Source organism: Paenibacillus sedimenti, assembly GCF_014534655.1.
GTDB lineage: Bacteria > Bacillota > Bacilli > Paenibacillales > NBRC-103111 > Paenibacillus_E > Paenibacillus_E sedimenti.
In genome coordinates, this window is the sequence record NZ_JACVVD010000020.1 from 1 (window position 1) to 23,428 (window position 23,428).

Genomic DNA, 23,428 nt, shown 5'->3' on the forward strand with positions numbered 1-23,428 from the left:
TTCTCAAACGGGAACTTATTCGATTTCGGGAAGCCGCTATTATACCGCTTATTCACGTTCCGACTACCTGGATATGGCCCTGTATCGGTTTATTCCCGAGCAAATCATCAAGAAGCCGTTGGACAAGTTTTATGTATGGGCTTGGTTGTTTCTCTTCGCTGCCGTTGTCATTATCGGCGTTTATGCGCTTTCCACGTACAAATTTATTCACAAACCGTTGATCACGCTAGTGAAGAGTTTTCGGCGCATGGAAAACGGAGACCTGGATTTCGTCATCGCCAACGAGTCCAAGTATGAGTTCGGCTATTTGTTCGTCCGGTTTAACCAAATGGTCGCGAATCTCCGCTCTTTGATCGATCAAGTCTATAAACAGAAAATTATGGCCCAGCGGGCCGAACTGAAGCAGCTTCAGTCGCAAATTAATCCGCATTTTCTGTTTAACAGCTTCTTTATTCTAAACACGATGGCGAAGACGGGGGACCTGGAACGGGTCGAATTATTTACAACCCAGCTTGGGGAGTACTTCCAATTTGTGACCCGGAATGCCTCCGACGAGGTTTCTCTGAAACAGGAAATTCAACATGCCAGACTGTATACCGAGATCCAAAAGCTTCGATTTTCCAGAAGGGTTGCCGTACAGTTTGAAGACCTTCCATATGATTTGGAAAAGCTGCAAGTTCCGCGCCTCATCGTACAGCCGATAATCGAAAACGCTTTCGAACACAGTCTGGAGCAAATGGCGTACAATGGATGGATCGTCATCCGGTTCGATTGGAATGAAACCGAAGTCCAGATTATTGTTGAAGATAACGGCAATCGTCTGACGGATGAGACCTTGCAGTATATCGAGGAATCGCTCGCGACCAACGATGAGCAAATGGAAACGACCGGGATGGTCAATATTCACCGCCGCCTGAAGATCACCTTCGGAGATCCATATGGGTTGTACGTTTCCCGAGGCGATCTTGGCGGTCTCCAGGTGATCATCCGTTTTCCCAGGAATAGGGGTGGAGAGCTTGTATAGAATGCTGATCGTCGACGATGAAGAAGTGATTACGGACGGACTGTTTGAAGTATTCAGCCAATTGAAATTGGGTCTTGATCTATATAAAGCGTATTCCGGAGCGGAAGCGCTCGATTGGATGAATCGAACGAGAGTGGACATCGTGTTGACCGATATCCGCATGCCCGAGATGGACGGCATCGAGCTGATGAACAACATCCGGAGTCGATGGCGGCATTGCAAAATCGTTTTTTTGACCGGATATAACGACTTTGACTATGTGTATCAGGCGATTCAGCATCCGGGAGTCAGTTATCTCTTAAAGAGCGAAGGATACGACAAAATCATCAAGGCGATAACCGATGCCATCGCTGAATTGGAAAACAGTCTGAAGTTTCAGCATCTCATCCAGCAGTCCAAAGAAAAGCTGACAGCGCTCGAAACGCTCGCCCAAGGCAACTATTTCCGGTATTTGCTGCTGGGGACGAGAGCCGTGGGACAGTTGGAGGTCGATTTCCGCCAATTGGGCATTGCGCTCGATCCTTCCTTGCCTGTGCTTGTCGCTCTTGGCGACCTGCAGCGTACAAACGGGAATGGTCTGCACCCTTCATTTGCCGAAAGCCAGGAGGCAGCGCTTGCCGTAAAATTTTTGGCGGAGTCTTTCCTAGCGGAACGCACCTCAAGTTTGGGAGTCATTGACCGTTACGGCGACCTTGTCTGGCTTATCCAGCAGAAGCCGGGCGATGGGATGGATGCAGGCGGCGCCTATCCCCATACGGTAACTTTTCTGGAGGGCCAATTCGAGCTCATGCAGCAGGCTTCCAAAGATTCATTGGGGCTGACTTTTGCCGTAACGCTTTGTGCCGACCCCTGCGACTGGAATCAGCTTTCCGCCGTCTACGACCGGATCAGAAGCCAGCAGCATATGCGGGCGGGGGACGGCGCTCAGATGGTGCAAACGATCAATGTGGAAATGATCGAGACCGCAGCCCTTTCACGATCGCTGAGAGAAAAGGCGGAGGCATTGGCCGTCCATCTGGAGGGCGGAAGAAAAGAAGGATTTCTCGCGGTGTTGGAGATGCTGACCGAGTCGGCATTCGGCGATCAGCGAAACGTGGGCCCCATTCTCTTGGAGCTCTATTATACGATAGCGCTCTTGCTATTTTCCTACATCAACCGGTGGGAGCTGCATGACAAGGTCGGAACAAACGGTCTGATGCAGAGAGACATGCATACTTCCTGGCAAGACAGCTTCGAGTATTTGAAAGAGACCGCGGAGACTTTATTCGATCTCAGATTGAGCGGAGAAAAAAACAGGGCGGCCGCAACGATTGAGAAGGTCCGCTCCTATATTGAGGAGCATATCGGCGAAGACCTGTCGCTCGTACGCTTGGCCGGCGTGATTCATTTCAACCCTTCTTATTTGTCACGGCTGTTTAAACAGGAATGCGGCGTCAATTTATCCGAGTATATGGATGAAGTTCGAATGGAAAAAGCCAAAGAGCTGCTCAAACAAGACGAGCTGAAGATTGCGGAAGTGGGCGCACGTCTGGGGTACGAAACTCACCATTCTTTTACCCGTTTTTTCAAGAAGTCAACCGGTGTGACTCCGATCGAATATCGGGAAAGCTTGAGGAAATAGCGAGGAGGGATAGCGATGGAGAACGTAACGATAGATGCGGCAGCTATCCAACCCGGAGGAGTCAATCAATTGCTATTCGAGACGGAGCGCCAAGGCATCATGCTTCGTTGCGAGGGCTGCTATGCGTATAAGGTTATTATTATTTGTTTTTTGCACTAGCGTTGCATAAAACATTAAAATCAAAGAGTTGATCTCCCCTTAAAGGTAGCTCTGTCCATTTGGTCTTTGTTCATCCATTTGAAAAATGTTTCTATCGCCCAGTATGCGAATGGCTGCCGATGAATGATTTCATCGGCAGCCATTATGTTGTACGCCCGGCATGGGCCATCTATATGATGAAAGTCCGGCGGATACTCGCAAACGCTTACAAAAAGCTGGCATGATAGATGACTTTTTCAGTGTCAAGTTATTATTAATTGCTCGTATACTTTACCCAATCGTAGTAAGCAGATAGAGGATTTTTACCGTCATAACTCCCAAGCCAGGAATCCACTCCCGTGCCATTCCATATATTCATCATGATTTTGCCCGGTGTCTTTGGAATGTTGGAGGTGGCTGTATGCTTCAAAACGCCATCCACATACCATTTAATAGAGCCTGCCTGCCAATCGAACGCGTACGTATGAAATCCTTGAGAAGCATCGAAGCCGAGGTCAACGACCTTCTCATGGCCGCCCACACCATTCGTGAAGTAATTAAACTGCACTTTCGTTGTATCCTTGCCAAGGAATTCGATGTCGATCTCATCCCACTGGGTACCATCGCTCGGACCGGTATAAGTGAAGAATGAGGAGACAATACCCACATTCTTGGCAGGCTTCATGTTGACCTCATATTTACCATAGCCGTATTTGTTCGTGGAACGGTATTCGCCACAATCGAATTTGTTGTAAGATGGACTGGTAATCTTTAGTTCCAATTGTCCGCTGCTGGTGAAATTGGCATTATTTGCTCTCCATGTACAATTAAACATGGAACCGTTGGAGTAATTATTTGCTTTTTCCCAGGTGCTTGGATTGTGATAAGTGAGCGGCTCCCAGAACACCCACGCTGCTGATGCGGACGTTACCAGACTAAGCGATAAAATCACTCCGATAAGTGCAAGCATCCATTTCTTCTTCTTCATAAACCTACCTCCTGCATTATAGTGTTTTGTTACGTCTCAATGTTATCAGGGTCCTCAAATGTAAGCGATACCAATTTCTTAATATTAATACCAAGATGATAACCTAATTCATTAGAAGTTTAGTGATTATCTAATTATTAACCAGCTATTATATTGTGGATACAAGTTAGTGATTGATTACATAGCGGAAGGGAAGGCTGATGAAAAATGAAAAGAGCGCTTGTTGTGGGTGCAAATAAGGGTCAAATCAGCCAAATTCAGCTGTTTCTCTCGATGAAGTTCTACAATGATTACAAGGCCTTTCAAACAAAAGTACCAAAAAAGTTTGAAGTAGGACTTGGGTTGATAGGCAACAAGTTACGACTCCACATTGAATAATTGTTATTCAGATTAATGATTTGGTATTTCTGGCAGCAAGGGGCAAGCCTATAATGGAAACAGCCCGCAGCAGCCAGCTTTACCAACTTTTGTTATTAGGAGGAGTCAACGTGTACAGGAAAGTATGTTCTACACTTTTAAGCATTAGTCTTATTGTCCCTTTCTTCTCGCCGACAGCGGTTTTGGCAACTTCTGTAGAAGCAAAGCCATCGTCTGCGGCTATTAATTTCGTGGATATGAATGGCCATTGGGCAAATTCTGCTGTTGCTAAATTTGCCCATGCAGGTATTGTAACCGGTTACGACGATCAAGCGTTTCATCCGGATGAGCCTGTAACACGCGCTGAATTTGTCACATTCCTTAACCGTGTGTTCCGGTATGAGGGGAATGGGCCGTCATCGTTTACGGATGTAAAACCTTCTGATTGGTATATGGATTCCGTATCCAAAGCCACACAGGCAGGACTAATTGAAGGGTATCCGGATGGGAGGTTTCTTCCGAATGAGCGGATTCTGCGACAGGATGCCGTACTTTTGCTAACTCGGGCTTTTCAAATCAGCAGCGATACCCATGATTCGATATCGCGGTTCCACGATGCTGCAGAAATCGACGATTATGCCCAATCAGCAATGGCCAGTTTAATCTCGGCGGGATATTTAACAGGGGGCGACGGGCAAAGTTTGCAGCCAAAACGCGCCATTACACGTGCTGAGACTGTAGAATTGCTCAATCGCATAATTGGTTGGATGAGCCCGGATTTTGGCGATATCAAGACGAGCGAAATTAATGGAAATGTGATCGTTAATAGGCCTGGAACGAAGCTGCAAGATGTGAAAATTGACGGAAATCTTTATGTTGCGGAAGGCGTAGGTGAAGGGGAGGTTACGTTCGGCAACATTATGGTTGCTGGCGACACCCTTATTAAGGGGGGCGGAGCACATTCCGTCATTTTTAATAAGTCACTGCTGTCTCGAGTGGTACTGAGCAAGAAGAATAATCTTGTAAGGGTAGCTTTAAACGACAGCTCTTCGGCTAACGTCGTCGAGGTCAATCATCCATCTATTGTGGAATTGTCTTCAGGTTCTACGGTGAAGGAAGTGCGAATCGGGGAAGCGGCGTATGGCTCCAAGATCGTGAACAAAGGCACGATTGGCCATCTGAAAGTAGGTGCTGACGGCGTTACGGTTAACGGTCAACCGGTGAGCAAGGGCGATGATCTTAAATTGCCCGAAAAACCTGGAGTGGTGCCTGGTTCGCCATCTGGCTCGTCCAGCTCATCCAGCAATTCTTCGCAAGACGACCCATGGCAATTAGTTTGGAACGACGAGTTTAACGGCAGTACGGTCGATGCGGGCAAATGGAATGTTCAGGACACAGGCACAGTTTACAATAATGAGTTGGAATATTACAGTCCTAACAACGTAAGCCTAGCGAAAGACGGCGACAAAAATGTACTTGTTCTAGAGGCAAAAAAAGAATCTCACTCGGGCCGCAACTATACGTCGGGCAAGCTGACATCTCAAAAGAAAGGCGATTGGACGTATGGAAAGTTCGAAGTGCGTGCCAAACTGCCTGTTCAGCAAGGCATGTGGCCAGCCATCTGGATGATGCCTACGGATGAACACAACCAATATGGACCATGGCCAGGCTCCGGCGAAATAGACATCATGGAGCTTACAGGGCCGGTTGAGACCGATCCCGCTAATGCGGATGTGTACCCGAGGAGGGTCCAAGGCACCATTCACTACGGTAATCCTCACGAGCAGCAATATAATCATTATTTACTGCCTCAAGGACAGACGTTTGCCGACGATTATCATGTGTTTTCGGTGGAATGGCTGCCCGGGAAAATCAGTTGGTTTGTGGATGGACATAAGTTCCATGAAACTAGTGATTGGGGTTCAAGGGGTGACGGGCAAGCGGAATATTATACGTATCCTGCGCCATTTGACCGGCCTTTTTATATGATTTTGAATCTGGCCGTCGGCGGCGATATGCCGGGAAATCCGAAGGGCGATTTTAATTCTGATAAAATGTATGTCGATTACGTCCGCGTTTATAAATACAATGATTTGGACAAATGGCCCGACGTGACCGGCAAGCGTCCTGAGTCCTCCGGTAACAGTACACCTCAGCGTGCTCCGATGCCGGACGGAAATCAAATTTGGAACCATAAATTCGATGGGGGCACCGACAACAGCGGCGTTCCGCTTATGTGGCAGTTCCTTAAGAACGTCAATGGAGATGGAAATGTCAGTATCGTCCAAGATCCTGTAAAGGGAAAAGCGGCAAAAGTCGAAGTCACGAATGCAGGCGACCAGCTGTATTCGATTCAACTTACGCAAATGCCCCTCATGTTGGAAAAAGGGAAAGCCTATGAGGTGACGTTTGACGCCAAGGCAGAAGCGCCTCGTTCGATCATGTCCAAGCTGACGCAATATCAGGGAAGCTGGACGGCTTATTCGGGAGAGGTTACCAAACAACTCACCGATCAATGGGAAACCTACCGTTACTCCTTCAATATGAAGAGTAAGTCCGATAATAACGCCCGATTTGAGTTCAATCTCGGTAAGACATCTACAGCGAGTGCTTATTTTACAAACGTAAAGGTGGTTGAGATTCCGTGGATTCCGGAACCGCAAGAGGAACGGAAGCCTCTTAGCGACGGCAATCTGATATTTAACGGCGGATTCGATCAGGGCAGCGATAGAATGGCATTCTGGAATCTTACAAAAGATGCCGGGGCAGTTGCGTCGGCTTCGGTAAGCAACGACCTTGTGCAGTCCACTTACATGATGGATCGTAAGCTGAATGTAACCGCATCAAATGGCGGTACCGTTACGGAGAGTGTTTATCTGTCGCAATCGGGACTTGTGCTGTCCAAAGGAGCTGCGTATACGTTAACGTTTGATGCTAAGGCAGAGCACAACCGTTCGATTGGGATCGGCCTCGAAACGGGAGTGAGCAGCGGTGTAACCATCACGGGTGGGTCGACCGTGAATCTGACTAATGCCATGACTACTTATACCAAACATTTTACGGTCAATGAAACGAACGATGATTCTACCTTGAAGTTTCTGTTAGGCGGCGACAAGGGGACATTCGTATTGGATAATGTGCGTTTGATAAAACGTAACAATCCTCCAACAGTGAATGATTATGCTCATATTCCGGCAGACCAATATTGGGAAATGCAAGGGACAACGTTGGTTGCAAGCGGGGAGGGCGGCAAAGAAGTTACAGGGATGTCCCCAGGCAATTACGCCGATTACAAAATCAGCATCGTACAGCCGGGACGTTACGTTCCTTCGGTAAGGGTCTCAAGCGTCGAAGACGACTCCGTATTGAATTTTACGGTTCTGGACGAATCCTTGCATGCAGTGAAAACGGCCTCGGTTGCCGTTGGCAACACTGAAGACGGGCAATCGTATAAAACGATTTATCTCGAACCGTTTGATCTGCAAGCGGGAACCTATTACTTGCGTTTGAGCGGGCAGGATTATGACACCGTATGGATCGACCTCTCCCGGGAAATGATCCAAAACGGGGACTTCAGCAGTAAGGATACAAACGGATGGACACTGCTGAAAAACTCCGTAGACCCGGGCGTGCAAGCCTCCACAATGTCCGCGGCCAAAGGCGAATTAAGCGTGAACATTGGAGGACCGGGCGCGAACGATTGGGATGTCCAGGTCAAACAAGCCGTTAACAAGGCGCTTATGAAAGGAAAAACATACCGCTTGAGTTTCGACGCTTCAGCCTCAGTTCCGCGGAATATGAAGGGAGTGGCGCAGCTTAACGGAGCGCCGTATACGAATTATATGGAACAAACCGTTAGTCTGGCCACCTATAAACAGCATTTCGAGAAAGTATTCTCAATGACAGCCGATGATCCGGATGCTGTGTTTCAGTTCAGTTTAGGCAAGCTCGGCGATATTTCTGTCTCTCATTCCGTATATCTGGACAATGTTTCCCTGGTGCAGATTATGTCTCAAAAAGCGAATTTGTTTCCGAATGGCGATTTCTCTTCCGGTATAACGGGTTGGACAATATTCTCGCAAGATACCGGTCAGCTTGCCATCTCAAATGACAACGGGGCGCTTAGGGCAGATGTCGGTACAGTTGGAACAGAATCATGGCATCGCCAAGTTTACTACGAGGGAATCGGTTACAAGAATGGCAACCAATACACGCTCTCATTCAAGGCGCGTTCGACAATACCGCGCAAGATGAACATTAGTATCGGTTGGATTGATGCCGCACACAACTACGAATGGCATGGCTATGGCAGTAAAATTATTGATTTGGGCACGGCCGATCAGACCTATACGTTTACCTTTGTTGATGACAAGGATACTACGGACAAAGGACGGGTGAGCTTCGAGCTTGGCCATATTGCCGGGGGTAATGCCGGAAACTTAAGCGTATTTATCGACGACATTTTCTTAGTCAATGATGGCGCGATTGCCCCTTAATTTCGAAGGAAACGCGAGAGAGTCGGAAGGTTGCGCAATGTTCATTGCGAATCCGGAGACTCTCTCCGTTTTTTATTCATTTATCTGTGAATAACCAGATGTTGTTTTTTTGTTATCGATGCTGTCGATTTGTTATTTAAGGCCTGTTCTTTCAAATCTATAATAAAGGTGTAACAACGGTACCGGTTACTTACTACACATTTATTTAGGGGGACTTTCCATGCGTCTGCTTGGCAAAAAAGGATTAACAGTATTGACTACCTGTTCTATCGCACTTGTTTTCACAGCTTGCGGCGGTAATACGACAACAACTGACAGTAAATCGAATCAAAGCTCCACCCCTGCGCAAACAGCAAAAGCAGAAAAACCGATCACGTTGAAACTGGCCACATGGGAACAGCCGACGAATATTGCGGCTTTGACGAAAGTCAACGAAAAGTTTCATGCGAAATATCCGAATATTACGATCACTTTAGATACATCCAAACCGGACGCTGCCTATCAGACATTACTGCAAACCCGCTTAAATGCCAATGATGCGGATATTATTACGAGTTTCGCGATCAACCCGAAAAAAGATTGGCATAAAGGCGCAGCAGTTCCTCCGCTGCAGCAATACATCGATGCCGGTTTGATTGAGGATTTGACGGGGAAACCTTATTTGAATAATTACTTCCCGGAAGCGATAAAGAATGCAACCACTTATAAGGATAAAGTATGGGGCATTGATATCGGGACCGTTACTTACACAGGCGTATTTTACAACAAGGAATTGTTTGAGAAAAACGGTTTGAAGGTACCGACGACTTGGTCCGAGATGATGGACGTCTCTAAGAAGCTGAAGGACAGCGGAGTCGCACCTTTTACCCTTGCCGGTAAAGATGTGTGGCCACTCGGAATGGTGGCTAACGGATTCATTCAGGCTATTGAGCCTGATGTCGAACAATTGGACAAGAAGTTATGGTCTGGAGAAGCTAAGTTTACCGATCCGGTATTCAAGGAGATCTTTACCAAGTATCAACAAATGTTGGAGTATACCGAGAAGGACTTTATGGGGATCGATTATGCTTCAGTCGTCGGACGGTTCGCAACCGGTAAAGCGGCTATGATGCCTGATGGGATCTGGAATTCGGGTGCCATTGAGAAAGCGAATCCGAATCTGAAATATGGATATTTCCCGATGCCGGCCAGCGATAAAGCGGAGAATAATAAAAATTTCTTCGGTAAATACGACATGTCTCTATTAGTCGCCGCAAAATCGGCCAATAAAGAAGCCGCATTAAAATATCTCGAATTTATCTCTCAACCGGATATCTATAACGAATTTATTAATACAGTTGGTTTCTTGCCTACTCAGCCAAATGTCAAATTCACGAATCCGTTTATGCAGGAAGTTGCTCCGCTTGCTAGCGGTCTGAAACTGGCCATGGATGTTATTTGGCAGGCGCCGCAAGGAGCCGGCGATTACACGGGCAGTCCGACACCCGTTCAGTTTCTGAAGCCGGCTGGCAAGGAAACACCTGAAGAAATTATGCAGAAGATGCAAAAAGAATGGGAAGTCGAAATGAAAAACGCTAAATAATTGAAGACAAAGACTTGGGGGTAGTCCTGCTTTTGCGCCTACCTCCATTTTTTATAGACAGGAGTGCTGGAGATGTATCCATTCGGTAAAAAGTGGCATAGATGGGCTCCTTACGGATTCCTGTTGCCGGCCTTAATCATTTACATTGCATTTTCTTTTGGACCCTCAATGGTTAGCATTATATATTCATTTACCGATATTTCGGGTGTTGCAGGCGTGAAGTGGCACTTTATCGGTCTCGATAATTATAAAGAATTTTTTCATTCAGGCCGAACAGCGGCATATTTGGCTTCGGCCAAGAGAACTGTTATTTTTTCTTTTGCTGTCACGATCGTGCAGACAGCTATCGGACTTCTTCTCGCTATCATTATGAATTCGAAATTGAAAGGCCATTTGTTTTACAGATCGCTGATTTTTATGCCGGTCGTGTTGGGCGTAACCGTCTTCGGATTGATTTGGACGCTCATGTTTAATCCGATGGATGGCCCGGTTCAGAAGTTGTTGGGGATCTTCGGCGGCTCTTCAACTTTTTTGGGCTCCTATGATGTGGCGTTCTACATCGTTATCTTTATACAAATTTGGGGCTCGATGGGGTATACGGTGGTCATCTTTCTTGCCGGCTTGCAGGCAATCCCGGGTGATCTATATGAAGCAGGTCATATTGATGGCGCCAGAGCATGGCAATCGTTTGTTCATATCACTTGGCCAATGCTGGCTTCGACGGCCACAGTCAATTTGCTTTTGGCCATTATTGGATCACTGCAAACCTATGACGTAGTTTTTGTTTTGACGCAAGGCAATTTCAACACAAGTGTACTTGGTTATGAAATCTATCGTGCCGCATTCGGAGGTACGCCGGGTGCTTTAGGACTTCGACAAGGATTTGCTTCAGCGGTTGCTGTTATTCAATTCGGCATTGTCCTGGTCATAGCAGTAATTGCTCAATATTATTTACGGCGAAGAGAGGTGCAGTTGTAATGAAGATGCATTTGGTGCCCAGACCTCTCGGCTATCTCATCATGCTGATCATGGTGATACTTTACCTGTATCCCCTTTTATATCTGTTTAATGTTTCCTTTAAGCCGGACGTTGAATTTATTGTGGATCCGGTAGGCATCGTCAAGGATTTCCAACCTGAAAACTATGTGAATGCATGGAAACAGGGGAATTTTAGCACGTACATTTGGAACAGTATATTTTACACAGGGGTTTCTGTCGGGGCGTCAGTGCTGATTTCCGCTCTGGCTGCTTTTCCCGTATCCCGCAGTTATATCAAATGGAGCAGCTTTGTGTACGTATTTTTTATGATCGCGATTTTTTTGCCGAACAATATGATTCCGCAGTGGAATTTGATCCATTGGCTAGGTTTGTATAATACCAGAATCGGGTATATGTTGGTGAACACAGGGATCGGTCTTGGATTTATGCTTATGACGGGTTACATAAAGGCGGTCCCAAGAGAGTTGGATGAAGCGGCCAGCATCGATGGCTGCAGCTATTCCAGATATGTGATGACGATAATTATGCCTCTAATAAAACCCGTATTGGCGACAAGCGCGATTTTGCAGGCAATAGGGGTCTGGAACAACGTGATAGGGGCGACCATATATCTTTCCGATAAGAAGCTATTTCCAATTGTACTGGGCTTATTCAAGTTCTACGGCCAATTCAGCAACCAATGGACGTTATTGGCTGCGGCGCTTGTCATTGTGGCAAGTCCAATGATCATCCTGTATATTTTCTTGCAACGGTACATTATTGAAGGCGCCATGACGGGTGCGGTTAAATCTTGATAATCATGATGGATACACAGAGAGGGGAAAGATCAATGGCACAAATACGATTCCCGGAAGATTTTCATTGGGGAGCGGCGACTGCTGCTTATCAAATAGAAGGAGCCTGGAAGGATGACGGGCGAGGGGCTTCAATATGGGACACATTTTCGCATACGCCAGGAAAAGTGAAGAATGGCGATAATGGCGATGTCGCATGCGATAGCTACAATCGTTACAAAGAAGATATCGGACTTATGAAAGACTTGGGAATCACGATGTACCGGTTCTCTATTGCGTGGCCCAGGATATTTCCTGATGGCACCGGAGAGCTCAATTTGAAAGGTCTCGAATATTATTCAAATTTGGTTGATGAACTTTTAGCAGCTGGAATCGAGCCTGTTTGTACGTTATATCATTGGGATTTGCCGCAAACCTTGCAGGATTGCGGCGGATGGGAGAACAGAGATACAATTGATGCGTTTGTTGCCTATTCGGAAATCATTTTCCGTGAATTTGCAGGGAGAATCAAGTATTGGATAACTCTAAACGAACCATGGTGCATTTCATTTCTCTCCAACTATGTGGGTATTCACGCGCCGGGGAATCGGGACTTGCAGCTCGCCGTTACGATTTCGCATCATCTCCTGATCGCTCATGGCCGAACCGTGAAACGTTTCAGAGAACTGGGAATCGAAGGTCAAATAGGTTTTGCCCCTAATGTGACCTGGTTAGAGCCATATTCCAACCGCAAGGAAGACGTGGATGCATGCCGAAGAGGCGTTGCCTACTTTCTGGAATGGTTTATGGACCCTGTTTTATTAGGAACGTATCCGCAATTTATGCTCGATTGGTTTGCGGCAAAGGGAGTCAACTTGGAGATACAGGATGGCGATATGCAAGATATGCGCTATTCGATAGATTTTATAGGTATTAATTATTATACAGGCAACGTGGGCAGATATAAGCAGGACGAAGGTTTATTCGACTATGAAGATATCGATACCGGATATGCCAAAACAGATTTTGACTGGTTTATTTGTCCTGATGGATTTTACAATGTGCTGTGCTATATTACGCAAAGATACGGGAATATCCCGCTTCTAATTACAGAAAATGGAGCTTGTTATAACGATGAGGTAGAGGAAGGGTGCGTAAACGATACGAGGCGAATTCAATATTTGAAGCAACATTTGATCCAACTGAATCGTTGTTTGGAGAGCGGCGTGAATCTGATCGGTTATCTCACCTGGTCATTGCTGGATAATTTTGAATGGGCGGAAGGATACGGCAAACGATTCGGACTCATCCATGTCGATTTTCAAACATTAACCCGCACGCGAAAAAATAGTTTTTACTGGTATAAAGAAGTTATTTGCAAAAGCGGGTTTGATTTGTAGATCTAGATCTCCTATTACGGCATCCCCTAATTAAACATTACAAAAATGCGGAGCGTTATGTCGATGCTCCGTACTTTGCATTTTCAATTATCCTCTCAGTTTGACCGGTCCCTGAACTCCTGGGGGGTCATTTGACTGAATTCTTTGAACAGCTTTATAAAATAGTGTGCAGTTGAGTAACCGAGCATGGACGAAATCTCATAAATTTTAAGCTGGCTATTGGATAGTAAATGTACTGCTTTTTCCATTTTAATTTGAAACAAATAATCACTGATGCTTTTTCCGGTTTCGGATTTATAAATTTTTGAGAGATAGACAGGATGTAAGCGGACATGGTCTGCAATGGACTGAAGAGAAACATAACCGATATTTTGATCTACAAAGTCATGTACTTCGTTAATAAGAATAGTACGCTGATCCTGATGCTCCAGATCAAAATATGCTCTTAATTGTCCTACGGCATTCATAGCCCAATTCTTCAGCATATCGGGCGAGTGGAACCTTCTGGTCTCATCCATTATGGAGCCGATGATATCCCCCAATAACTTATTGTTTTTATGGGCAATAAAATAAAATGCCGTTTTCAGATAATGTCGGGTCTCTTCTATATGCTCCTGAGACCGCGTTCCGCTATCTTTTATTTCACGAAAAACAGTGTGAAGCTTTTCTTCAATGGCATCCCAGCGGTTCGCTTCGAACAAATGAAAGAAGGTCGGAGGTTCATATAGCGATTGCGTAATTTGGATGTCCCTGTTACCGGTTTGTTGATCAACGGTCAAGACAACCCCGGTATCTTGTCCGATTCTCCGCCTGATTAATGAGACCGCAGATTGATAAAGCTCGCGCATCCCGTGTGGAAATTTCCCCCAGGTCGTTGTCGCAATGGAAACGGCGCCTTTCAGATATATATTAATGCTCTTCTGCAATTGAAAGGCGGTTTGAGTGATAGAATGGATGTGGACATCCGGAGATTTCGGCTTGAGCAGAAAGACTAAATACTCATGTACATCTTTACATGACCAGATGTCGAACTGTTCATGATACAATTCATTTGCAATATTGACAATGGCATACTCGAACAGATGGATGCTATTCATGTCCTGCCTCTGAAAATAATCTTCAAGCCGCACGATCATAAGCGCGACATTTTCATCAGTCAGTGGAGGGAGCTGATACTTCTGTATTTGTATGGCGAGTTGGTCGTCTGTGAACCGTCGTCCTTGTAGAAGGTCATTTAGAAGCCGGTCTCGCAGCAAAGGAAGATGCTCTCGAAACGTCTGCATCGTATTCTGGAAGGAAGATAATGTCTCCCATTCACGTTGAATCTCAAGATGAAGCTGCTGAAGCACCTCGATCAATTGCTCATCCCCGATTGGCTTAAGCAAATAAGCGCTTGCTTGGTGCTGGATAGCTTTCTTGGCATATTCAAATTCTGCATAACCGGTAAGCAGCACACATTTGATATGCTTCCACCCGCTGCGAATTTCCTCGATCAGCTGCAGGCCGGACATTTCAGGCATGCTGATATCCGTTATGACGATATCAATAGGATTGCGCCTAAGGATTTCTAACGCTTCTTGTCCTGAGTAGGCTCTGTGGACTTGTTCAAACTGCAAATCCGCCCAAGGAATTATGATAGATAAATCATCTACAACATAAGGTTCATCGTCAACGAGTAGTATTTGTAACATGATTCAATCCTTTCTTCTGGATGCGAAGTGTGACTCTGACTCCTCCAAGCTTGGAAGGTTCAATGAGTAAACCGGACAAGTCGCCAAACTGGTGTTTCAAACGCTGTTGAACGTTCCAAAGCCCGCATCCGCCATCCTCACGGATTGGCGAATCTAATATGGCATAGAGCTCATCCATTTGATGGGGATCCATTCCTGCTCCATTGTCTTCGACAGAAATAATCAGCATGTTATCTTTGGTTTCCCCATAGATCATGATCCGGCCGGCACCTAGTTTTTTTTCGATTCCATGGATAATGCTGTTCTCAACGATGGGCTGGATTAACAATTTAGGAATGGGTTCTGTAAGCAAATCGTCCATGATGCTTATGGAATAATCGATACGTTGTTTACGCAAATTTTGAATCGATAAATAGTTTTCCACTAACTTTATTTCCTGTCCGAGCGTTGTTAATGAATGATCCATTCGTGTTATGTAGCGATAATACTCGCCAAGGTTAAGTGCCATCGCTTCAACGGAGTCTGTATCTCCCACTCTTGCCTTGCTTTTCATGAAAAAAAGACAGTTATAGAGAAAATGCGGATTAATTTGCGCTTGCAATTGCTTCAGATAAGCATCCTTGGCACGTAGTTGTTCGAGATAGACACGTTCGATCAGTTCCTGCACCTTCTGAGCCATTTCGTTAAACCCTTGATTCAAAATGGAGAATTCATTATTTGTTTTCGTCCGAATTCGTGTGGACCAATAACCTTCCTTCATCTTGTTTACCGCTCTTAGTAGAATACCAATTGGGCGCTGTACCTGACGGAACAAAATTAGAGAAAACAAAGTACTTAGAGCAAGCAATACGAAAGAGGCGGTGATAAATGAAAACCTGCTGTTTCTAATTGGCTGTAAAATTTGTTCAAGCGGTGAATAATGAATCATATACCATCCTAACGATGACGAACGAATCATGCTGACCAAGTATTGCTTGCCTTGAAGGTAGACTATGATTGAATGCTGCTGCTCGGCATGAATGTTCTGCAGGTTGTTAATAATCCCGGCAGTTAGATCTGCGTCCAAATTCTGGTTTTTTATGAGACCGAGTTTTGGATGGTACAGGAAAGTATCGCCATAATATTGATATTCCCCGATCATTTTTTGCAAATTTGATACTGGAAAACGGATTTCAATGATCATATTCGACAATTCAGGCGATTCCGCGAAGTCGACAGGATCTGCGAGCAGCAAGTGAAATCCGCCATTATCACTTTTCATCTCATAATTCCAGCCTTTAGGCAGAGGGTTTTTAAGCAGAGACTCTTCGAATACAGCCGAAGCATCTGAAGACAGAGCCTCGCGTTTTTGAATATTGTAAATTGTAATCTGATTCTCCCACGTGCTTGAACTGGTTTGCAGAGCCAACTTTTCCAGAACGGTCAGTGTGGTTTTGTTGGGGTTAATAAGATGACTGAGATCTTGGATATGCTCATACTCGCGAATGGTTGGATCGCGTTGTAAGGTATAAACCAAACCGGCTAACTGATTGATGTTATTGTCCATTTGTTTGGTGAAAAAGTCTAAATGATTCAAATCTGAAGTTTTGATTTGTTCGGTGATGACATTAACATCCTTTTGGTAGGATAATCCATATAGCAATAGGGTTACTGATATGATCGCGAATAGTAGTCCGGTTATTTTGACGAAAAGATTTGCGCGCGCTCTCAACGGCCCCATCCTTTACTTCCCAATTGTTTTTCTTAGTGAAATTATACCATATATGACTTTAAAATTTGTGATAAGATACTTTTAGTATGAAGCTGTTCGGAAGGCAGGCCTCCAGATGGAAAAGATATGGGTAAAAATATGGATCGTAACGGTGTTGACCATTTGTTCCGGGTGCATGGAAACAAACAGTGGAGAAAACACCGGCAACAATTCCTCTCTTACGCAAGAAACGGTGCATTATGACGCGAAATTAGGAAAATATATCCCCCCGGTAACCATGTACACGGTTGGCTCGATAAACCCCGATATGAAATTTAAAAATGGGGAGAATTTGGAGAAAAATGTACATACCAAATGGGTCGAAGAACGATTGGGTATCCGAATCCGGTATCTTTGGACGATTCCCGATTCCAACGGGGCCTATGCCAACAAACTGCGAATAGAGCTGGCTAAAGGGAATATGCCCGATATTGTTACCACAAGGGATCGAGATGTGATACAAGAATTAATCGACTCGGGACAATTCATGGAAACCGGTGATTTATTCGACAACTACGCCTCGCCTGTCTGGAAAAGTGCCATGCAGGAGGACCCTTCCGTATGGGACTTCTTTATGCGCAACGGAAAAAAATATGCGATTCCAATTCTGGACTATCAGTATACGACAGATCCGATACTCTGGATTCGTCAGGATTGGTTAGATAAGTTGCACCTGACAGTGCCAAGAACGATAGAAGAGCTTGAAAGTGTGATGGAAGCGTTCACGTATAAGGACCCCGACGGAAACGGCAGGAATGATACATTTGGCTTAACGATCGGATTAAGAAACGGTCCAAGCACATGGATGGCTGACTCCAGCTGGGTTTTTGGCGCATTTGGTACAATACCCAAGCAATGGAATCGGGCGGAAGACGGTAATCTAACGTATGGGTCAGTCGAGCCCGGCGCCAGGGATGCATTGCAGTTGTTGAAAAGATGGATACAAAAAGGTTATGTTTCAAAAGAAAGCGAATGGTATAACGAGACGAAGGCGGCGGATTTATTCATTGCCGGCAAGGCGGGAATTATCGCAGGTCCATATTGGATGTCGGGGTGGCCGTTATCTGATCTGCTGAAAAATGACACTAAAGCTGTGATTAAAGCGATACCCGTTCCCAGCGGTCCGAAAGGCTTTGTTGGGAGAAGAGGGACTTTGCCCGTTAACGGAGCTGTTCTTATTAATAAAAAGATGAAGGATCCCGAAATCTTCTTTAAGTACCAAAACTACTTGTTTGATTATTATGCCACTTCAACAGGCGAATTTGCATCTGGACTTGCGCAGGACTACGATTGGACGGTAGTTGATGGAGTCCCTTCTATGGATCAAGCATTAATTCCGGGAGGAGCCATTAGGGTGGCATCCTATACTCTGACCTTTGATGGAGCGCGTATTCCGTCAAAAGTAATGGCTGCCATTCCAAAGGAAATCGCACCCGTGTTGTTCTCCCCGGGCGAAGCTTCCAAGAAAGAAGCATTTACAGGGCCGCCTACTCCAACTATGAAAACTAAATGGGAACTTCTTCAAAAACTTGAACAGCAGACTTTCCAAAAAATCATATTCAACAATGCTCCTGAAAGCGACTTTGATATATTTGTAAGCAAATGGTTTGCTTTCGGGGGAGGTAAGATTTACCAAGAAGTTAATGATTGGTATCGTGGTCAAAGAGCGAAATAATTAAGCCTTAATAAGGCCGCTTGTGCAGCGGCCACCTTATTTTTTAGCATGGAATTATCAGGTTAAAGTTATGTTTGGATCAAATTCACTCCGTCGGCTTCATAATTAATCTCGGCGGAATGCACCTCTGTCAAGAGACATGGATTTTATCGCTGTACTGAATTAACGTAAAACTGGCGTTCGAAATCACTTGGTGTAAAATATTGGACAGACGAATGAATGCGTTCGTTGTTGCTTTGTGCTTTTTGACCGTTCTAAACCGCCACTGCTGCTCTTTCATGATTCGAGTAACCGATCGCTCGGATATGTCGATCCCTTGCTGATTGAGTTTTTGCGTGACCTTTGGGCTTCCGTACAGCTTGCGTGATGCATCAAAAACTTCCTTGACCTGCTCTGTCCATTCTTTGTGCTGACGCTCTCGTTCGTTCTTAGGGCAATCTTTCCATTTGTAATACTAGCTGCGAGAAACTTCCATTACCTTGCACATCTTCTCCAGTCGGTACTCGGAGCGGTATTCATAGATGAATTCATATTTTACCGACGGGCTTTCGCGAAGAAGTGCATGGCCTTTTATAAGATTTCGTTCTCCTCTTGCAGTTCACGTTTACGTATTTGCCTTTGCATTTCCCACAATTGATGGTCTTCGGACTTGAACGCTTGATTTTGAACGACTTCCGGCTCTCCACCGAATTTCTTCATCCAACCATATAGCGTATTATCCTTGATCTTCAGCTCGCGGGCTACCTCCGCTACCGCCTTTCCGCTTTCCTTAATATACTAGATTTAGTACATTTTGTTCCGACGGAGAACTTTAGTTAGTCCAATATCGAAAAGGCTGCCGCGTAGCGTCCTTTTATTCATTTACGTGGCAGATTTATTGATGAAATTTACGTTGCTTCGGTGTACACAACCTCAAGGGACGAAGCTCGCGACATTTGCGGCTCGTTGTATCGAGAACGAGATCTTGATGCATCTGCGTTCGCTTAAGAAAACGCGTAAGGATGTATCCTTGCATGACCCCATCGGAACGGACAGAGAGGGGAATGAAATAACGCTGATCGACATCCTCCTTGCCAACGACTAGCTCCACTTGAATAGTCATTAGGAACAAGTCCGGCGTATAACTTAATTGCCTGGGACTTGTAAAACGTATGAACTGACCAATTTCCGCTACTAAGGTGGTCGCGGTTACTTCTGCTACTCCACGCATGGTTTGAAGGAGGTACTTGATTAATATTCTCGATAGAGTTCACTTTTACAAATTCGCTCATGACATAAGCCACATCAGTCTTCAGTCTTCGGTCTTTGAATGGACTCCAAGCATGTTTAAGCCTAGCCTTACGCTAGCATGCTCAATTTTTTCCGCTAAAAAACTTGCATAAACCTGGAATTTTGGAATTTCAATTTGAAAATCACTTTGAATTATGAAAAGTTTTTGCTCATCAATAAAGGGTTGGGCTACGCTCTTCGTCAGAAATCCAAATGTTCCACCTTGCAGAAGCATTTTTAAAATAATAGCTGAATGATCTAATTGCAAAGCTGGAATAAATCCAGGACCGAGCATTTTTGAAAACCATTCAGGGAACGCGTTACCGACATGGCAATACTTCTCAGTGAAGAAATCCGTCCGGCTTATCAGTAGTCCTTTCTCTGCTGAAACTAATATGACCTCGTCTTCGAATAGGAATATATTTGACACTTTAGGATGATCTGGAGGATCATATCTAATCGCAATATGAACAGTTCCGTCAAGCAATAGATCCTGAGTCATATTTCTGTAATCATCAAAGTAACTATTTATTTTAATCGCAACTTTTGGATGACTTCTTCTAAAGGCTACGATTTGATCAAAGAAATGATACTGCCATCCGGCCCCCGGTCCGCTTAATACGATATGATCCTCGAATTGCTCCGACATCGAAAGCTTGCTTTCGGCAAATAATCGAAGCATCCTCTCGGCGTAAGGAAGGAAAGTAATGCCAGCGCGAGTCAAACTTACGTTTCGGTTATCTCGAAAAAATAATGCTTTACCTATCGTGTTCTCTAACGCCTTTATCCTCGCGGTTACAGCAGACTGAGAAATATGCAATCGTTCGGAAGCTTTTGTGAAATTTAACGTTTGGCAAACCGAAAGAAACGCCTCCAACTGAGAGATATCCATTTTCCACCTCAATGATTTGAAATATTGTTTATTGCAATATAAAAGATTCGTTATACAAATTATATGCTCACGAGTATGATTCTATCTATACGAAAAAAGAACTACATCGCATTCGCGGATTAGAAAATAAAAATAAGAAAACCTAACCTCGGCTATCACATGTTCAAACTGAGAATTATTTACGGTGATAGTTGAGGCCTTGATAACAGAATACATCACAAATGAGAATGGGCTTACGGTTTGGAATGAAAATAGAAGGAAGATAGAATTTCAAACTATTAGGGCTATTAAGGTTAGTGTGTACAATGATAGTTGAACATTCAATAGAGGTCGGAAGAATCGGCCAGCTTCCCAGAATACTATACATTGGAAACGAGGTAAGCAAAATGCTTGCAGTAGTTTGCATTAACAAAAGAGTTGAAACTTTGAAGAGGCTTGAAACATACAGCTATCAAGTAGCCTATTATGTTCTTCAAGACGAGGGGCTTGCAATCGAAGCAACGATAACCGCATTGCTCGAACTAAGTATGGTTGATGATTTTTATATGAAGCCGCTACCCGTGCAGCTTGATATTACGAAAAAAACAACTATAAAAAATTCCATAGCGGTTAGACAAAAAAACTTCAGAATCATTGAATAATCCTTGAAGTCAGTCGATCGATTCCAAGAATTTCCCAAGGTGAGCATTTAAATGGTTAAAAAAGATTAAACTCGAAAGGTGGAACTATTTGTGAAACAAGGACAAATGAAGAAAATAAACGTATTCGAAGCAACAAAAGATATTCAAGAGTACACCAACTTCGTAATCAGCGAGGTGAATGACCATGTCCTTAGAGCTGCCGTCATTGATGGAGAATATCATTGGCACAAACATGAGGACTGTGATGAGCTATTTTTGGTTATTGAGGGCGAATTGATTATCGATTTTGAAGATCAAACGGTCGTTTTGAACCAAGGCGATGTATTTACTATTCCACGAGACGTCGTGCATAGAACACGTTCCAATGGACGAACGGTAAATCTTTGTTTTGAGAAAGCGGACAATGATATTAGCGGGGACTGACTGAATGTATTTCGTCTTAATTTTTTCAATAAATTTAAAGTGGAGGGATTAATTTGAAACGATTGGCGGTTTTTTGTGGTTCAAGTAATGGAGCATCCCAAGTTTATAAAGAGGGTGCTGTCCAACTGGGGAAAGAGCTAGTTAAGCGCAGAATTACGTTGGTATATGGTGGGGCAAGTGTGGGCATTATGGGAGCGCTAGCTGATACTGTGTTAAATGAGGGAGGGAAAGTTATAGGAGTCATACCAAGACACCTGGCAGAACGAGAAATATCTCACCCACATGTGACTGAGTTGTATACTGTGGAAACCATGCATGAAAGAAAAGCGAAAATGGCAGAGTTAGCAGATGGGTTTATTGCACTACCTGGAGGTTCAGGAACGCTAGAAGAATTTTTCGAAGTCCTCACATGGGCACAGATTGGGTTACACCAAAAGCCTTGCGGGCTTCTTAATATCCAAGAATATTATAGTCCTCTTCTTAGTCTGCTGGACCATATGGTAGAGCAGCAATTTATGCAAGAGAAATATCGTGCTTTAGCCATAGTAGATTCAGATCCCAAGAAGTTAATTGATAAATTCAATTTATATGAACCACCGACTATAAAAACCTACATTAAAACAACCAGGTAATCGGAAAACAGAATGAGGTTATAGTTACCCATTTGCTAATATGGTAATATTATACAGTAAGGGGGAGAGGGAGGGATGCTATGAAATCAACATTTTTATGGGGATTAACCAGTGGACTGCTCATAAGTTTGACCACAATGGGAATATGGGGGACTAATAAAGCATTTAGTGTAATGTTCTATATAACCACGGGAATTATTGTGTTGTTATTAATTTTATCAGGTGCGCTTATTAACGGCGACCGCATAAGAGCAAATTTTCACTCAGAGGACAATACTGACCGCAACAGGAGAAATAAACTGATAAATAAATTGGCAGTGTTTATAATTCCGTATATTGGTTTGGCCTTTTTATTACATTTTTTTAAATAATTGTTAATATTAAACAATAAAAGAGTGAGAAAATGAAAAGGACAGTGATTAGTGGGATTTTATTGCTTGGGGGCTATTGATGACTCTAACTATTATTTTATCAGCCGCCATTTATGCTCCGAGCAAACTTTGTTGTTGATTTTCTTTATTAAAGAAACGGGCCTTAAAAAGGGGGATTAGATATGATTGCTTGGCTTAATCTTGGTAGCCTCGTGCTTGGAGTAATCGCTTGGATTCTTCCAGCTATTAATATATCTAGATATGATAAGCGTTCTAAGAATTGGGTTACTCTTTCTATTGTGAGCATTAGTGCTTGTTCTTTTTCGTTGTTTTTTCAGATTTGCAGTTTCTATGAACGTGAAAAGGTTGAGGATTGGTCTGCTCTTATGGATACAGTAAGTGTTATCGCATCTGTTTCAGCAATTCTTCTCAGCGGTACAATCATATTAAATGCAATTACATTGTATATTTATCGTAACAGGACATAATAGTAGGATGTCAATTTTACTCTTTAAGAAGGATTGTGAAACGCTGTTGAAACCAATGCAAATTCACTTATTATTCTATGAAGTAGAGGAATTGATTGAGTATACACTTGGCATTAAGCTATAAGGAAGAAGTCTTGCTAACGCTCATTGTCAAGCTTCTTTATGCGGGAATCGTGCTTTTTCCTTTCTATTTCATATTTTCATTTGTTTACTACAAG

General features: G+C 44.1%; 20 protein-coding genes and 2 pseudogenes. 15 read left to right on the plus strand and 7 right to left on the minus strand.

Features of this window, described 5'->3' with window-relative positions; genetic code table 11:
- The 3 genes from ICC18_RS30755 to ICC18_RS30765 all read left to right on the plus strand — a co-directional run.
- The coding region (locus tag ICC18_RS30755; RefSeq protein ID WP_188178241.1) for a sensor histidine kinase at nt 1-1,024 on the plus strand (1,024 nt) is incomplete at its 5' end.
- A 1-nt stretch (nt 1,025) separates the two neighbouring features.
- Nucleotides 1,026-2,645 carry a response regulator transcription factor gene (locus ICC18_RS30760; protein WP_223193027.1) on the plus strand — a complete coding sequence of 540 codons (1,620 nt, stop codon included), beginning with the start codon at nt 1,026-1,028 and terminating at the stop codon, nt 2,643-2,645.
- A 15-nt stretch (nt 2,646-2,660) separates the two neighbouring features.
- A complete protein-coding gene (locus ICC18_RS30765; RefSeq protein WP_188178294.1) occupies nt 2,661-2,804 on the plus strand; it encodes a hypothetical protein in 144 nt (47 codons plus the stop codon).
- 253 nt (nt 2,805-3,057) lie between these two features.
- On the opposite strand, the gene bglS is transcribed toward ICC18_RS30765, so the two are convergent.
- On the minus strand, nt 3,058-3,771 hold the full coding sequence (gene bglS / locus ICC18_RS30770; protein WP_188178243.1) for a beta-glucanase: 714 nt from the start codon (nt 3,769-3,771) through the stop codon (nt 3,058-3,060).
- A gap of 488 nt (nt 3,772-4,259) precedes the next feature.
- Between bglS and ICC18_RS30775 the strand changes: the two genes are divergently transcribed.
- The 5 genes from ICC18_RS30775 (at nt 4,260) to ICC18_RS30795 (ending at nt 13,378) form a co-directional block, all read left to right on the plus strand.
- On the plus strand, nt 4,260-8,624 hold the full coding sequence (locus ICC18_RS30775; protein ID WP_188178244.1) for a carbohydrate binding domain-containing protein: 4,365 nt from the start codon (nt 4,260-4,262) through the stop codon (nt 8,622-8,624).
- A 220-nt stretch (nt 8,625-8,844) separates the two neighbouring features.
- Nucleotides 8,845-10,206, plus strand: coding sequence for an ABC transporter substrate-binding protein (locus ICC18_RS30780; RefSeq protein WP_188178245.1), 1,362 nt, complete (start codon nt 8,845-8,847; stop codon nt 10,204-10,206).
- 72 nt (nt 10,207-10,278) lie between these two features.
- Nucleotides 10,279-11,184, plus strand: coding sequence for a carbohydrate ABC transporter permease (locus ICC18_RS30785; protein WP_188178246.1), 906 nt, complete (start codon nt 10,279-10,281; stop codon nt 11,182-11,184).
- Nucleotides 11,184-11,999 (plus strand): carbohydrate ABC transporter permease, encoded by an 816-nt coding sequence (locus ICC18_RS30790; RefSeq protein WP_188178247.1) that lies wholly within the window; start codon nt 11,184-11,186, stop codon nt 11,997-11,999. Before ICC18_RS30785 ends, ICC18_RS30790 begins: the two co-directional genes overlap by 1 nt.
- Before the next feature lie 35 nt (nt 12,000-12,034).
- Complete coding sequence (locus tag ICC18_RS30795; protein ID WP_188178248.1) at nt 12,035-13,378, plus strand: GH1 family beta-glucosidase; 1,344 nt, start codon at nt 12,035-12,037, stop codon at nt 13,376-13,378.
- A gap of 95 nt (nt 13,379-13,473) precedes the next feature.
- On the opposite strand, the gene ICC18_RS30800 is transcribed toward ICC18_RS30795, so the two are convergent.
- A complete protein-coding gene (locus tag ICC18_RS30800) occupies nt 13,474-15,069 on the minus strand; it encodes a response regulator transcription factor (protein WP_188178249.1) in 1,596 nt (531 codons plus the stop codon).
- The gene (locus ICC18_RS30805; protein ID WP_188178250.1) at nt 15,047-16,789 is read right to left on the minus strand and encodes a sensor histidine kinase; all 1,743 of its coding nucleotides are present in this window, start codon (nt 16,787-16,789) and stop codon (nt 15,047-15,049) included. The genes ICC18_RS30800 and ICC18_RS30805 overlap by 23 nt, the downstream gene beginning before the upstream one ends.
- Nucleotides 16,790-16,895: 106 nt before the next feature.
- Here ICC18_RS30805 and ICC18_RS30810 point away from each other — a divergent pair, with 106 nt between their 5' ends.
- On the plus strand, nt 16,896-18,494 hold the full coding sequence (locus ICC18_RS30810) for an extracellular solute-binding protein (RefSeq protein WP_188178251.1): 1,599 nt from the start codon (nt 16,896-16,898) through the stop codon (nt 18,492-18,494).
- A gap of 130 nt (nt 18,495-18,624) precedes the next feature.
- Here the strand turns inward: ICC18_RS30810 and ICC18_RS34915 are convergent.
- Nucleotides 18,625-18,879 (minus strand): annotated as a pseudogene (locus ICC18_RS34915) (IS3 family transposase); the annotation flags it as partial.
- A 185-nt stretch (nt 18,880-19,064) separates the two neighbouring features.
- The gene (locus tag ICC18_RS34920; RefSeq protein ID WP_188178286.1) at nt 19,065-19,268 is read right to left on the minus strand and encodes a transposase; all 204 of its coding nucleotides are present in this window, start codon (nt 19,266-19,268) and stop codon (nt 19,065-19,067) included.
- 106 nt (nt 19,269-19,374) lie between these two features.
- Between ICC18_RS34920 and ICC18_RS34120 the strand changes: the two genes are divergently transcribed.
- Complete coding sequence (locus ICC18_RS34120; protein ID WP_223193033.1) at nt 19,375-19,578, plus strand: hypothetical protein; 204 nt, start codon at nt 19,375-19,377, stop codon at nt 19,576-19,578.
- Nucleotides 19,579-19,632: 54 nt separating this feature from the next.
- Here the strand turns inward: ICC18_RS34120 and ICC18_RS34925 are convergent.
- Nucleotides 19,633-19,704 (minus strand): annotated as a pseudogene (locus tag ICC18_RS34925) (hypothetical protein); the annotation flags it as partial.
- Between the two features lie 81 nt (nt 19,705-19,785).
- Complete coding sequence (locus tag ICC18_RS30830; RefSeq protein WP_188178253.1) at nt 19,786-20,655, minus strand: LysR family transcriptional regulator; 870 nt, start codon at nt 20,653-20,655, stop codon at nt 19,786-19,788.
- 305 nt (nt 20,656-20,960) lie between these two features.
- Between ICC18_RS30830 and ICC18_RS30835 the strand changes: the two genes are divergently transcribed.
- The 5 genes from ICC18_RS30835 to ICC18_RS30855 all read left to right on the plus strand — a co-directional run bounded on the left by ICC18_RS30835 (nt 20,961) and on the right by ICC18_RS30855 (nt 23,210).
- On the plus strand, nt 20,961-21,296 hold the full coding sequence (locus tag ICC18_RS30835; RefSeq protein WP_188178254.1) for a hypothetical protein: 336 nt from the start codon (nt 20,961-20,963) through the stop codon (nt 21,294-21,296).
- 105 nt (nt 21,297-21,401) lie between these two features.
- Nucleotides 21,402-21,719, plus strand: coding sequence for a cupin domain-containing protein (locus ICC18_RS30840; protein ID WP_188178287.1), 318 nt, complete (start codon nt 21,402-21,404; stop codon nt 21,717-21,719).
- Nucleotides 21,720-21,772: 53 nt separating this feature from the next.
- Nucleotides 21,773-22,351 carry an LOG family protein gene (locus ICC18_RS30845; protein WP_188178255.1) on the plus strand — a complete coding sequence of 193 codons (579 nt, stop codon included), beginning with the start codon at nt 21,773-21,775 and terminating at the stop codon, nt 22,349-22,351.
- Between the two features lie 80 nt (nt 22,352-22,431).
- Nucleotides 22,432-22,722: a DUF5316 family protein gene (locus ICC18_RS30850; RefSeq protein WP_188178256.1), complete on the plus strand. Its 291-nt coding sequence runs from the start codon at nt 22,432-22,434 to the stop codon at nt 22,720-22,722.
- A gap of 182 nt (nt 22,723-22,904) precedes the next feature.
- A complete protein-coding gene (locus ICC18_RS30855) occupies nt 22,905-23,210 on the plus strand; it encodes a hypothetical protein (protein ID WP_188178257.1) in 306 nt (101 codons plus the stop codon).
- The last annotated feature ends 218 nt before the right edge of the window (nt 23,211-23,428 follow it).